This is a genomic window from Kosakonia oryzendophytica (genome assembly GCF_027886705.1).
GTDB classification, from domain to species: Bacteria; Pseudomonadota; Gammaproteobacteria; order Enterobacterales; family Enterobacteriaceae; genus Kosakonia; species Kosakonia oryzendophytica.
The window spans coordinates 4,877,280-4,890,582 of the sequence record NZ_CP115659.1 but is presented as its reverse complement, the minus strand read 5'-3'; the positions used below and the strand labels follow the sequence as shown (position 1 = coordinate 4,890,582).

At 55.1% G+C, this 13,303-nt stretch carries 14 protein-coding genes; 12 read left to right on the top strand and 2 right to left on the bottom strand.

Going from position 1 to position 13,303, the window contains the following annotated elements; translation table 11 throughout:
* The first annotated feature begins 96 nt into the window (after positions 1-96).
* The 3 genes from O9K67_RS23530 to O9K67_RS23520 are packed head-to-tail and all read left to right on the top strand — an operon-like array spanning position 97 to position 3,797.
* Positions 97-1,074, top strand: coding sequence for an ABC transporter substrate-binding protein (locus O9K67_RS23530; protein ID WP_061499101.1), 978 nt, complete (start codon positions 97-99; stop codon positions 1,072-1,074).
* A 12-nt stretch (positions 1,075-1,086) separates the two neighbouring features.
* Positions 1,087-2,790, top strand: coding sequence for an ABC transporter permease (locus tag O9K67_RS23525; protein ID WP_061499099.1), 1,704 nt, complete (start codon positions 1,087-1,089; stop codon positions 2,788-2,790).
* Positions 2,778-3,797: an ABC transporter ATP-binding protein gene (locus O9K67_RS23520; protein WP_061499096.1), complete on the top strand. Its 1,020-nt coding sequence runs from the start codon at positions 2,778-2,780 to the stop codon at positions 3,795-3,797. Before O9K67_RS23525 ends, O9K67_RS23520 begins: the two co-directional genes overlap by 13 nt.
* 24 nt (positions 3,798-3,821) lie before the next feature.
* On the opposite strand, the gene O9K67_RS23515 is transcribed toward O9K67_RS23520, so the two are convergent.
* A complete protein-coding gene (locus O9K67_RS23515) occupies positions 3,822-4,628 on the bottom strand; it encodes a dienelactone hydrolase family protein (protein ID WP_061499093.1) in 807 nt (268 codons plus the stop codon).
* A 260-nt stretch (positions 4,629-4,888) separates the two neighbouring features.
* Between O9K67_RS23515 and udp the strand changes: the two genes are divergently transcribed.
* From udp to tatD, 9 genes are all read left to right on the top strand, one after another.
* On the top strand, positions 4,889-5,650 hold the full coding sequence (gene udp / locus O9K67_RS23510) for a uridine phosphorylase (RefSeq protein WP_061499091.1): 762 nt from the start codon (positions 4,889-4,891) through the stop codon (positions 5,648-5,650).
* A 156-nt stretch (positions 5,651-5,806) separates the two neighbouring features.
* Positions 5,807-7,243: a DNA recombination protein RmuC gene (gene rmuC / locus O9K67_RS23505; protein WP_408612879.1), complete on the top strand. Its 1,437-nt coding sequence runs from the start codon at positions 5,807-5,809 to the stop codon at positions 7,241-7,243.
* Positions 7,244-7,309: 66 nt separating this feature from the next.
* Positions 7,310-8,065, top strand: a complete 756-nt coding sequence (gene ubiE, locus O9K67_RS23500; RefSeq protein WP_061499084.1) for a bifunctional demethylmenaquinone methyltransferase/2-methoxy-6-polyprenyl-1,4-benzoquinol methylase UbiE — start codon at positions 7,310-7,312, stop codon at positions 8,063-8,065.
* 11 nt (positions 8,066-8,076) lie between these two features.
* Positions 8,077-8,682: a ubiquinone biosynthesis protein UbiJ gene (ubiJ, locus tag O9K67_RS23495; protein WP_061499081.1), complete on the top strand. Its 606-nt coding sequence runs from the start codon at positions 8,077-8,079 to the stop codon at positions 8,680-8,682.
* Positions 8,679-10,319 carry a ubiquinone biosynthesis regulatory protein kinase UbiB gene (gene ubiB / locus O9K67_RS23490; RefSeq protein WP_061499078.1) on the top strand — a complete coding sequence of 547 codons (1,641 nt, stop codon included), beginning with the start codon at positions 8,679-8,681 and terminating at the stop codon, positions 10,317-10,319. Before ubiJ ends, ubiB begins: the two co-directional genes overlap by 4 nt.
* A gap of 102 nt (positions 10,320-10,421) precedes the next feature.
* The gene (gene tatA, locus O9K67_RS23485; RefSeq protein WP_061499075.1) at positions 10,422-10,679 is read left to right on the top strand and encodes a Sec-independent protein translocase subunit TatA; all 258 of its coding nucleotides are present in this window, start codon (positions 10,422-10,424) and stop codon (positions 10,677-10,679) included.
* A gap of 3 nt (positions 10,680-10,682) precedes the next feature.
* Entirely contained in the window at positions 10,683-11,207 is a 525-nt protein-coding gene (tatB, locus tag O9K67_RS23480; protein ID WP_061499072.1) for a Sec-independent protein translocase protein TatB, read from the top strand.
* A gap of 2 nt (positions 11,208-11,209) precedes the next feature.
* Positions 11,210-11,974, top strand: a complete 765-nt coding sequence (gene tatC / locus O9K67_RS23475) for a Sec-independent protein translocase subunit TatC (RefSeq protein WP_061499066.1) — start codon at positions 11,210-11,212, stop codon at positions 11,972-11,974.
* 42 nt (positions 11,975-12,016) lie between these two features.
* Positions 12,017-12,799: a 3'-5' ssDNA/RNA exonuclease TatD gene (gene tatD / locus O9K67_RS23470; protein ID WP_170933841.1), complete on the top strand. Its 783-nt coding sequence runs from the start codon at positions 12,017-12,019 to the stop codon at positions 12,797-12,799.
* A 7-nt stretch (positions 12,800-12,806) separates the two neighbouring features.
* Here the strand turns inward: tatD and rfaH are convergent, their stop codons facing one another.
* Positions 12,807-13,295 carry a transcription/translation regulatory transformer protein RfaH gene (gene rfaH, locus O9K67_RS23465; RefSeq protein WP_061499058.1) on the bottom strand — a complete coding sequence of 163 codons (489 nt, stop codon included), beginning with the start codon at positions 13,293-13,295 and terminating at the stop codon, positions 12,807-12,809.
* Positions 13,296-13,303: the final 8 nt, after the last annotated feature.

Sequence of the window (13,303 nt, the reverse complement as noted above, 5' to 3'; positions counted from 1 at the left end):
ACGCGTTATTTCCGTCGTGCATTAACATCCCGTCAGTAACATTTCTGTCAAATTCCCTTGTTTTAATCGTCGCAACGAAAACAAAGGGGATGAACCATGAGTAAAAAAAAGGCGTTAACGGCACTGTTGTTGGCGATCATGAGCACATCGGCTTTTGCGAAATCCACGTTGACCCTCTACACCAGCCAACCGACGGAAGATGCGCAGGTTACCGTCAGCGCTTTCGAAAAAGCGCACCCGGACATGGAAGTGAAATGGATCCGCGATGGAACCAGCAAACTCATTGCCCGCCTGCAAGCAGAACTCGCTGCCGGAGGCGCTGCGCCGGATGTGCTGTTGATTGCCGACAGTGTCACCATGGAGTCCCTGAAACAACAACACTTGCTGGCCCCTTATTCTTCGCCGCAGGCTGCGCGATTCGCTGCGCAACTCTATGATAAAGAAGGTTATTACTACGGCACAAAACTGATCACCACCGGCATTGCGTATCACAGCAAAGCCCCGGTCAAACCGACCTCCTGGCAGGATTTGCTCAAACCTGAACTAAAAAACATGACCACCTTGCCCAGCCCGCTTTACTCCGGCGCGGCGCAAATTCATCAGGCGACGCTGATGACGGATCCTGCGTTGGGTTGGGGCTACTACGAAAAGCTGAAAGAAAATGGCGCTATGCCGCAGAACGGTAACGGCGCAGTGATGAGCGCCATCACTTCCGGCAGCAAAGCGTATGGCGTACTGGTGGATTACATGGCAATCCGCGAAAAAGCCAAAGGTGCGCCAATTGAGTTTGTGTTCCCGAAAGAGGGCGTCAGTATCGTCACTGAGCCAGTAGCGATGCTGAAAGGCGCGAAAAACCCTGAGGGAGCAAAAGCGTTTATCGACTTTGTGCTCTCTGACGAGGGGCAAAAACTGGTGCTGCAACAGGGATATCTACCTGCTGATGCCGCACTGCCGGTACCCGCCGGTTTCCCGCCACGAGACAGCATCAAATTAATGCCTTTCGATGCGGTAAAAGCGCTGGCGGATACAGAAGCCAACAAAAAACGCTTTGCCGACTTGTTTGGAAATCGCTAACGGATGACCAGTATGACGCTGCGCCAGAACGCGGGTAGCGGCCCGGGTAAGGGGCTGATATGGCTATTATTATGCCTTGTCGCCTTGCTCAGCGTATTGCCGAGTCTGCGCTTGTTGCTCTCTGCGCTGCTTGACTGGCGACAGGGCAGCGACAGCAGTTTATGGCGCGTGCTAAGCAACCCGGCAACCTGGGCTGCGCTCTGGCACAGCGTCTATACCAGCGGGCTGGGTACGCTGCTTTCTCTGCTGCTGGGCGGCCTGTTCGCCTTTTGCCTGGCGTTGACCGACATCCGTATTAAACAGTTGTGGGTATTTCTGTTTATGCTGCCGATGATGATCCCCCCGCAGGTCACCGCCCTGAGCTGGCTACAACTGTTTGGGCCGGGGAGCATTTTGCTCAATAGCCTCGGGTGGGCGCCTGGTTTTGGCAGTGCCAATCCGCTCTACTCGGCTGAAGGGATTGCGCTCCTGCTTGGTATTCAGCACGCGCCGCTGGTATTTCTGGCGCTGCGCACGCAGTTACAGTCGCTGCCGAAAGAGCATATTGAAGCTGCACGCTTACACGGCGCGTCGCTGTGGCGGGTCTTTTTCGATATGGTATTGCCCTTGTGCCGCACTGCACTGTGGGCCGGTGCGGCGATTGCATTTGTCTCTGCGCTTGGGAATTTTGGCATTCCGGCGATGCTGGGGATCCCCATCTCGTATTTTGTGCTGCCTGTGCATATCTACCAGACGCTTTCCAGTTTTGGCCCCTCCATGCTCAATGATGTCGCCGCGCTGTCGGTGCTGATGGGGGGTGTAGCAATAGGGATTGTCACCCTGCAAGGGCATATGCAGCGGCGTTATGCCTTGCCGCTGATCGGCATGGCCGGACGGGCGCTCGGTTTTACGCTGGGTAAATGGCGGCTGGCCACGGAAGCTCTGCTGGCGGGAGTATTGTGCGCCATTCTGCTCGCGCCGCTGTTGGCGTTGATCGTCACGTCGTTGGTCCCCACGCTGGGCGTGCCGCTGAATCGCGATACGATCACCTTCGCGGCCTGGCGCGGTATTTTCGATGTGCAGAGTGCCACCTGGCGGGCACTGACCAACAGTCTTTTTTTGTCTGTTTCCGCCGCCGTTATGTTGATGCTGCTGAGCTTGCCGCTGGCATGGCTGCTGGTGCGCTATCCCAACCGTGCGCTGCGCTGGCTGCACAGTCTGATCGACATTCCCTATACGCTTCCTGGTGTGGTACTGGCGATTGCCTGCATTTTACTGTTCACCCGCCCATTACCGCTGCTGGATATCAGCCTGAGCGGGACGCTGACGATTATCCTGTTTGCGTATCTTGCACGTTTTCTGACGGTATGCCTGAAACCTGTGCACAGCAGTATGTTGCAACTGGATCCGGCCATGGAAGAGGCCGCCAGTCTGGCGGGGGCGAACTTCTCTCAACGGCTACGCCATATTGTGCTGCCGTTGCTGGCACCTGCGGCGTTTGCCGGGGCGTTGCTGGTCTTTTTGACCGCCGTAAATGAACTGACCGTGTCGGCGTTGTTATGGAGTGCCGGGAAAGAGACGCTCGGCGTGGTGATTTTTAACCTTGATGAAAGCGGCAATAAGGTGCTGGCCTCCGCGATTTCTGTATTGGTCGTGGCGCTGATCGCCATAGTGATGCTGTTGTTGAGCGCGCTTGGTCGCTACTTCCCCAAAGGAGTGATCCCATGGCAGAACTGAGACTGGAGCGCTTAAGTAAAGTCTTCGGCGGGCAAACCGTGGTGCGGGAATTAACGCTTACCCTTCCTCAAGGGGCGTTTACTGCGCTACTGGGACCGAGCGGTTGCGGCAAAACCACTACGTTGCGCATTCTCGCCGGGCTGGAGCAACTCAGTGCAGGGCGTTTGCTGTTAGGGGAGCGCTTGTTAGCGGATACCCGTACCCATGTGCCCCCGGAGCAGCGCGACATGGCGATGGTGTTTCAGTCCTATGCCCTGTGGCCTCATATGACAGTGGCGGAGAATGTTGGCTATCCGTTGAAGCTGCGTAAAGTACAAGGCGCTGCGCGGCAGAAACAGGTCATGGCGGCGCTGGAGGTGGTTGAGCTTGGCGCGTATGCCGCGCGTTCGCCGCAGGAACTGAGCGGCGGCCAACGGCAACGGGTGGCGCTGGCGCGTTGCCTCGTTTCTGAACCACAGATAGTGTTGCTGGATGAGCCATTGGCTAACCTCGATCGCCATTTGCGAGCCACCATGGAACAGACGTTCCGTGAGTTTCATCGTCGTACCGGCGCGACCTTTGTCTATGTCACGCACGATCAGGCAGAAGCCATGGCGTTAGCCAGCCATATCGCGGTGATGCATCAGGGTGAACTTAAGCAGTGGGGCGCGCCGCAGGCGCTGTATCAGCATCCTCACAATGCCTGGGTTGCCCGCTTTATCGGCAAGGGCAGTGTACTCTCACTCGCCACGCCTGCGGGCGTCAGGCAACTGGATAGCGCACTGTTACATGAGGGCTTTGGCGTGGGCGAGCGGCAGCAAGTCCTGATCCGTCCGGAGCATGTGCAGGTGGCTGATAACGGGTTGCGCGCGGAGGTGGAGAGTTGTGTCTACCAGGGTGAGCGGTACATGCTGGATTTGCGCTTGCACGATGGGCAAACACTGAGTGCGTTTCATCATTCGCCACTGCCGTTGCAACAGACGGTATCCGTTCGTCTGACCCAAGGCTGGCGTCTGGAGGCGGCGTAATGTGTCACCTCCAGCGCGATAACCTTATTTTTTTCCGTATTGCGCGAACCACACCAGCATCCGCTGCCAGCCATCTTTTGCTGACTCTTCGTGATAACTCGGGCGGTAATCGGCATTAAAGGCATGCCCTGCCTCGGGGTAAACCACGATTTCCGCATTGGCGTTGGCGGCGCGCAGGGCCTGGCGCATGGTTTCCACGGTGTCGACAGGGATCCCGGTATCCTGCGCACCATACAGACCCAGTACGGGTGCGCTGAGCCCGGTCGCGATATCCACCGGATGGTTCGGCGAGTTCAGCGATTTCTCCCCCACCAGTTTGCCATACCAGGCGACAGCCGCTTTCAGTTGCGGGTTATGCGCCGCGTACAGCCAGGCAATGCGCCCGCCCCAGCAAAAGCCAGTGACCATCAACTGGTGAGCATTCCCGCCGTTGCGCGCGGCCCAACTGGCGACATGATCGAGATCGGCCAGCACCTGCGCATCCGGCACTTTACTGACCAGACCGCTGAGCAGCGTCGGCACATCGGGAAAATCATTGGCGTCACCCTGGCGGAAATAGAGTTCCGGCGCAATGGCGAGGTAGCCTTCCAGCGCGAGCCGGCGGCAGATATCACGAATATGTTCATGCACGCCAAAGATCTCCTGCACCACAATCACGATGGGCAAGGGTGCGTCGGCATGTTTTGGACGTGCGTGAAAAGCGGGCATATTTTCGCCCTGGGACGGAATTGACGTTTCGCCTGCGATTAAGGCATCTTCCGGCGTATGTACAATAGTTGAAGCGTGAGGTGAAGCTGCAGGTGCAAAGCCCGGCTGTTTATCCGTTGTCATGGCATTCTCCATACCCTTTATTAGCGCTTCAATAACTATAGTCGGGAAGGCCTGTCGCGCGCGCAAATCACCCCGCTATAGACTATCTTTGCTGCTGAGTTGTCAGATGTAACATGTTAATGTGATTAACATCACTTTTTCATGGAAAACATGTGCAAACATTTTCATTCACGGTGATGCCAGTCACGAAATCAGGCGTATGCCTTCTGTAAAGTATCTTTTTACCTCTTCCGATAAAACCGACCACAGAGGAGTCTGTTATGTCCAAGTCTGATGTTTTTCATCTCGGCCTCACCAAAAACGATTTACAAGGGGCTACGCTGGCTATCGTCCCTGGCGATCCGGAGCGTGTGGAAAAGATCGCCGCGCTGATGGAAAAGCCGGTCAAACTGGCATCGCATCGCGAATTTACCAGCTGGCGCGCTGAGCTCGACGGCAAGCCGGTTATCGTGTGCTCTACCGGTATTGGCGGTCCGTCAACCTCTATCGCCGTGGAAGAACTGGCGCAGCTTGGTATCCGTACTTTCTTACGTGTGGGCACAACGGGCGCTATTCAGCCGCATATCAACGTGGGCGATGTGCTGATTACCACCGCTTCCGTGCGTCTTGATGGCGCCAGCCTGCACTTTGCGCCAATGGAGTACCCGGCAGTTGCTGACTTCTCCTGTACTACCGCTCTGGTAGCTGCGGCAGAGGCTATTGGCGCGACCAAACACATCGGTGTGACCGCCTCTTCCGACACGTTCTACCCCGGCCAGGAGCGTTATGACACGTTCTCTGGTCGCGTAGTGAGCCGTTTTAAAGGTTCGATGGAAGAGTGGCAGTCAATGGGCGTGATGAACTATGAAATGGAATCCGCCACGCTGCTGACCATGTGCTCCAGCCAGGGACTGCGCGCCGGGATGGTTGCCGGGGTGATCGTTAACCGCACCCAGCAGGAGATCCCGAATGCTGAAACCATGAAGCAAACGGAAAGCCACGCGGTGAAAATCGTTGTCGAAGCGGCACGCCGTCTTCTGTAACTCTCCCTTGTGATTTGACAGGCCGACGCGTTCGGCCTTTTCTTTTTGCGTACCTCCTCGCAGGAAAAGCCCTTCCAAACTGGACGTTTATACAGCACAATCCCCGATTGTATTGATGCGTAATCAGGGGGCGTGGTGGAGATTTCAATCATCGTTATGGTGGCGTTGGCGCTGGTGGGCCTGGTGGTCGGCTGGCTGGCGGCGAGCTGGCGCGGAGCGCAACAGCAGGCGGAGCTCCTCGCCGGGCAGCGCGATCTTTTTGGCGAACTCAGTGCCGCGCGGCAGCAGGTCGCTCAAAGCGAGCACTGGCGCAACGAGTGTGAACTGCTGAATAACGAGCTACGTAGCCTGCAACACATCAACAGTTCGCTGGAGGCTGACCTGCGCGAAGTTACCACCCGACTGGAATCGACCCAACTGCATGCGGAAGAGAAACTGCGTCAGATGCACAGCAGCGAGCAGCGCCTGACCGAACAGTTTGAAAACCTCGCCAACCGTATTTTTGAGCAGAGCAACCGCCGCGTGGATGAACAGAACCGGCAGAGTCTCAACGGCCTGCTGACACCGCTGCGGGAGCAGCTTGACGGTTTTCGTCGCCAGGTGCAGGAGAGCTTTGGCCAGGAAGCGCGGGAACGCCACACGCTGGCCCACGAAATTCGCAATCTTCAGCAACTCAACGCGCAAATGGCGCAGGAAGCCATCAACCTGACCCGGGCCTTAAAAGGCGATAACAAAACGCAGGGAAACTGGGGCGAAGTGGTGTTGACGCGGGTGCTGGAGGCTTCCGGTCTGCGGGAGGGTTATGAATACCAAACGCAGGTCAGCATTGAAAATGACAGCCGGGCGCGTATGCAACCGGATGTGATTGTCCGTTTACCGCAGGGTAAAGATGTGGTGATAGACGCCAAAATGACGCTGGTGGCCTATGAGCGTTATTTCAATGCTGACGATGAATTTACCCGCGAAGGCGCACTGCAGGAGCATATTGCGTCGGTGCGTAATCATATTCGCTTGCTGGGGCGTAAAGATTATCAGCAGCTACCCGGCCTGCGCAGCCTCGACTACGTGCTGATGTTTATTCCGGTTGAGCCCGCATTTCTGATTGCGCTCGACAGACAGCCCGAACTGATTACCGAGGCGTTGAAAAATAACATTATGCTGGTTAGCCCGACCACGCTGCTGGTGGCGCTGCGCACTGTCGCCAATCTGTGGCGTTATGAGCATCAGAGCCGCAATGCGCAACAGATTGCCGAGCGGGCGAGCCGTCTGTATGACAAAATGCGTCTGTTCGTTGATGACATGTCCTCGATTGGTCAGAGCCTGGATAAAGCGCAGGATAACTACCGTCAGGCGATGAAAAAACTCAGCGGTGGGCGCGGCAATCTGTTGGCTCAGGCTGAAGCTTTTCGTGGCCTGGGGGTGGAGATCAAACGCGAGATTAATCCGGAATTAGCGGCAGAAGCGCAAGCGCAGGATGAGGAATCCCGGCTGCGAGCGGGCCAGGACGCGTTAAACGATCATAATGAAGACAACACATTAGAGGCGGCGATAGCGGGCGACGCACCAGCCAGCAGCACATCGTCGGGTGGTTGAATCGTAGGGCAATCGCGCCCAATCTGTTACACTTCACGAACAAATTCTTTAATAGCAGGCACTGAGATGGTGGAAGATTCAAAAGAGACGACGCACTTTGGTTTTCAGACCGTCGCCAAAGAGAATAAAGCCGAGATGGTGGCGCATGTTTTCCATTCGGTGGCGTCAAAATATGACGTAATGAACGATTTGATGTCGATGGGCATTCATCGTTTATGGAAGCGTTTCACGATTGATTGCAGCGGCGTTCGCCGTGGGCAAAAAGTCCTCGACCTGGCTGGTGGTACGGGCGACCTGACTGCTAAATTCTCCCGTCTGGTGGGGGAAACGGGGCAGGTTATCCTGGCGGATATCAACGACTCAATGCTGAAAATGGGGCGCGAAAAACTGCGCAACATCGGTGTGATCGGTAACGTTGACTATGTGCAGGCGAATGCCGAAGCGCTGCCGTTCCCGGATAACACCTTTGACTGCATCACCATCTCTTTCGGTCTGCGTAACGTGACCGAAAAAGAAAAAGCGCTGCGCTCTATGTTTCGCGTGCTTAAGCCTGGCGGGCGTCTGCTGGTGCTGGAGTTTTCCAAACCGATTATTGAGCCGCTGAGCAAAGCCTACGACGCCTACTCCTTCCATGTGCTGCCGCGTATTGGCCAGCTTGTTGCCAGCGACGCTGATAGTTACCGCTACCTTGCTGAATCTATCCGTATGCATCCCGATCAGGAGACCCTGAAAGCGATGATGCAGGATGCTGGGTTCGAGAACGTCGATTATTACAATATGACCGCCGGTATCGTTGCTTTGCACCGTGGCTACAAATTCTGACAGGAGCGCGTATGCCTTTTAAGCCCATGGTGAACGCAGGCATTGAGCGTGCGCTGAATACGTTTCTCTACCGTGAAGGCGCGCTGAAACCAGCGCGTCAGCGTTTGCACGGCAAAGTATTGCGTATTGTGGTGCAGGAGTTCTCCTCGCCGTTTGTGCTGGTGTTCAGCGAACGGCAGGTGGATGTCCTGGGCGAGTGGGAAGGCGAAGCTGACTGCGCTGTTATCACGCAATTGCGTGTTCTGCCAAAGTTGCGTAACCGCCAGCAACTGACTGCGCTTATCCGCAGCGGCGAGCTGGAAGTGCAGGGCGATATCCAGGTCGTGCAAAACCTGGTGTCGCTGCTGGATCTTGCCGAATTTGATCCTGCTGAAGTGCTGGCACCGTGGACAGGTGATATTGCCGCAGAGGGTATCGGTAAAATTCTGCGCGGCGGTGCGCGTTTCCTTCGTCAGGGTTTTCAGCGCCAGCAGCGCTATGTCTCAGAAGTGCTTACGGAAGAGTGGCGTGTCGCGCCAGGTGCGCTGGAAGTCGCCTGGTTTGCGGAAGAGACGTCGGCCACCGAACGTGCGGTGGATGCGTTGACGAAACGCCTGGATAAACTGGAGGGCAAATGACGCCAGGAGAACTACGGCGCCTCTATTTCATCATCCAGACCTTTTTAAGTTACGGGCTTGATGAGCTTATCCCCAAAATGCGCATTACCCTGCCGTTGCGACTCTGGCGACGAATGCTGTTCTGGATGCCGAACCGGCACAAAGAGAAAGCCCTTGGGGAACGCCTGCGTCTGGCTTTGCAGGAGTTGGGTCCGGTATGGATTAAATTCGGGCAAATGTTATCTACCCGCCGCGATTTATTTCCTCCGCTGATTGCCGACCAACTGGCGATGTTGCAGGATCGCGTTGCGCCTTTTGATGGTCATCTCGCAAAACGCCAGATAGAGCAGTCAATGGGCGGTGTGCCGATTGAAACCTGGTTTGACGATTTTGAGATCACGCCGCTGGCATCTGCGTCGATTGCGCAAGTGCACACCGCGCGCCTGAAAGCGAGCGGTAAAGAGGTGGTGATCAAAGTTATCCGCCCGGATATCCTGCCGGTGATCAAAGCCGATCTGAAACTGATCTATCGCCTGGCGGGTTGGGTTCCTCGTTTATTGCCGGATGGTCGTCGTCTGCGCCCGCGCGAAGTGGTGCGTGAGTACGAAAAGACGTTGATCGATGAGCTGGATCTGCTGCGTGAAGCGGCGAACACTATCCAGTTGCGGCGTAATTTTGAAAACAGCCCGATGCTCTATGTGCCGGAAATTTATTCTGATTATTGCAGCCAGAATATGCTGGTGATGGAGCGCATCTACGGTATACCGGTGTCCGATGTTGCGGCGCTGGAAAAGAACGGCACTAATCTCAAATTGCTGGCGGAGCGTGGTGTTCAGGTGTTTTTCACCCAGGTGTTCCGTGACAGCTTCTTCCATGCAGACATGCACCCCGGCAATATTTTCGTCAGCTACGCGCACCCGGAAGATCCGCAATACATTGGTATTGACTGCGGTATTGTGGGTTCGCTGAATAAAGAAGATAAGCGCTATCTGGCGGAGAACTTTATCGCCTTCTTCAATCGTGATTACCGCAAAGTCGCCGAATTGCATGTGGATTCCGGTTGGGTGCCGCCAGAAACCAACGTTGAAGAGTTCGAGTTTGCGATTCGTACTGTTTGTGAACCTATCTTCGAAAAGCCGCTGGCGGAAATCTCGTTCGGTCACGTGTTGCTTAATCTGTTTAATACTGCCCGGCGTTTTAATATGGAAGTGCAGCCGCAACTGGTGCTGCTGCAGAAGACGCTGCTTTATGTGGAAGGTGTAGGGCGTCAACTCTACCCGCAGCTGGATCTGTGGAAGACAGCGAAACCTTTCCTCGAATCGTGGATCAAAGATCAGGTAGGCATTCCTGCCTTGATCAGAGCCTTTAAAGAAAAAGGACCGTTCTGGATCGAGAAAATGCCGGAACTGCCTGAACTGATCTACAACGGTTTGCAGCATGGTAAGCATTTGCAGCGCAGCGTTGATAAAATCGCCAGCGAACTGCAAACAAACCATATCAGGCAGGGGCAGTCACGCTATCTGTTCGCGATTGGCGCGACACTGCTGTTAAGTGGAACGCTGTTGCTGATTAATCGACCAGACTGGGGACTTCATCCTTTATGGTTAATGGCGGGCGGTATAGCCGCCTGGCTGTTGGGCTGGCGCAAAACGCGCTGACGGTGACGGCGCTCGCGAGAGGCAGGGTATACACATGCAGCCCAGGGGATAATGTGTATACTGGGGCCTGTTTTTAACATCATCTCTTACAGAGGACTGTGTATGGGTGGTATCAGTATTGGGCAGTTATTGATTATTGCGGTCATCGTTGTACTGCTGTTTGGTACGAAAAAGCTCGGTTCCATCGGTTCTGATCTTGGCAAATCGATTAAAGGCTTTAAAAAAGCCATGAGCGACGATGACAAAGACGATAAGCAGGATCCATCCGCACAGGATGCTGATTTCACGGCGAAGTCTCTCTCTGAAAAGCCAGAGGACGCCAAAAAAGACGAAAAACGTCACGACAAAGAGCAGGTGTAACCCGTGTTCGATATAGGTTTTGGCGAACTGTTACTCGTATTTATAGTCGGCCTGGTGGTGCTGGGACCGCAGAGATTGCCTGTGGCGGTGCGTACGGTAGCAAGCTGGATCCGCACATTACGCTCGTTGGCGACTACCGTGCAGAACGAACTGACGCAAGAACTGAAGCTGCAGGAATTCCAGGAAAGCCTGAAAAAGGTGGAGAAAGCGAGCCTGGAAAACCTGACGCCTGAGTTAAAAGAATCCATGGATGAACTGCGTCAGGCGGCAGAATCGATGAAGCGCTCTTATAGCGTCAACGATCCTGAAAAAGCAAGTGACGAAGCGCATACTATTCATAATCCGGTTGTGAAAGATAATACTGCGCAGCATGAAGGCGTAACGCCTGCCGTCGCTGAACATCAGGCCAGTTCTCCGCAGCAAGCGCCCGACGAGCAGGACGTGCAAAAAGCGTCGGTGGCGAAAACGGCGGTGAAAGAGGTTGCGCCGGTTTCTGACTCTCCTTCTTCTTCAAGTGATAAAACCTGAACATGGCTGTAGATGATACCCAACCGCTGATCGCCCATCTTATTGAGCTGCGTAAGCGCCTGTTGAACTGCATTATTGCCGTTATTGTGATTTTCCTCGCGCTGGTTTACTTCGCGAATGATATCTATCAACTGGTTTCTGCGCCGCTGATCAAACAGATGCCGATGGGCGCGACCATGATCGCCACCGATGTGGCATCGCCTTTTTTTACGCCGATCAAACTGACGTTTATGGTCTCTTTGATCCTTTCTGCACCGGTGATTCTGTATCAGGTCTGGGCGTTTGTTGCGCCTGCACTGTATAAGCATGAACGCCGGCTGATCGTGCCGTTGCTGATCTCCAGCTCGCTGCTGTTTTACATTGGCATGGCATTCGCCTATTTCGTGGTTTTTCCACTGGCGTTTGGCTTCCTCACGCACACGGCACCGGAAGGCGTATTAGTTTCGACTGACATTGCAAGTTACCTCAATTTCGTCATGGCGCTGTTTATGGCGTTCGGCGTGTCGTTTGAAGTGCCGGTTGCCATTGTGTTGCTGTGCTGGATGGGAGTTACGACCCCGGCCGATCTACGGCAAAAACGCCCGTACGTGCTGGTCGGCGCGTTTGTCGTGGGGATGCTGCTGACTCCACCGGACGTTTTCTCGCAAACACTGCTGGCGATACCGATGTACTGTCTGTTTGAAGTGGGGGTCTTTTTTGCTCGCTTCTATGTCGGTAAGCGACGCATACCTGATGAAGAAAGCGAAACAGAAACCAGTGAAGAGTAATTACCAGCCGCCCATCAGGGCGGTTGTTGTATGGGGAAATGCATGTTCGACATTGGAGTGAACCTGACCAGTTCACAATTTGCCAAAGACCGGGATGAGACCGTAGCGCGCGCACAGGCGGCTGGGCTGGCGGGAATGCTGATCACCGGCACCAACCTGCATGAAAGTCAGCAGGCGCAACAACTGGCGCAGCGTTACCGTCACTGCTGGTCCACTGCCGGAGTGCATCCGCATGACAGCAGTGGCTGGACAGCGGAAACGGCCGATGCCATTCGTCAGCTTGCGGCATTACCTGAGGTGGTTGCTATTGGCGAATGTGGGCTGGATTTTAACCGCAATTTTTCCACGCAGCAGGAGCAGGAACTCGCTTTTACTGCGCAGCTTGCACTGGCCGCCGAACTGGCGATGCCGGTGTTTTTGCATTGTCGCGATGCACATCAACGCTTCCTGACGCTGCTGGAACCGTGGCTCGACAAGCTGCCTGGCGCGGTGTTGCACTGTTTTACTGGTACGGCACTGGAAGCGCAGGATTGTCTGGCGCGTGGGATGTACCTGGGCATTACCGGCTGGGTGTGTGATGAGCGTCGTGGGCTTGAGTTGCGCGATGTATTGCCGTTGATCCCCGCCGATCGACTGTTTATTGAAACCGATGCACCGTATTTGCTGCCGCGGGACCTCAAACCGAAACCGGCGTCACGGCGTAATGAACCCGCTATGCTGGGGCATATTCTTTCCACCGTGGCCGGGCTGCGCGGTGAAGATATTCACTGGCTGGAGGCGGTGACGGATAACAATGTGAAGCGGCTTTTTGGCGTTGATTTTTAGGCCGGTGTCAGGCTTTGCGAAAGTCTGTGTTTTTAACGCTTTGCAGCACCTGCTTGTTGAGCAGATGCAGTAGCAGCATCGAACGGGCCTCGCCGTCCGGCTCTTTAAAGATTGCCTGTAAACCTTCGAGTGCGCCTTCGGTGATGACCACATCATCGCCGGGGTACGGCGTATCCGGGTCAGTTACCCCTTCAGGCTGATAGACGGAAAGCTGATGGATCACCGACGAAGGCACTTTTGCCGGGTTCATACCGAAGCGGACAAAGTGGCTGACGCCGCGTGTGGCGTTGATGGTCGTGGTATGGATCACTTCTGGATCAAATTCCACAAACAAATAGTTGGGGAACAGGGGTTCATTGACCATCGTCCGCTTGCCGCGAACGATTTTTTCCAGCGCGATCATTGGCGTCAGGCAACCCACCGCCTGACGTTCAAGATGTTCCTGGGCGCGCTGAAGCTGGCCTCGTTTGCAATACAGTAAATACCAGGATCGCATAATGATTC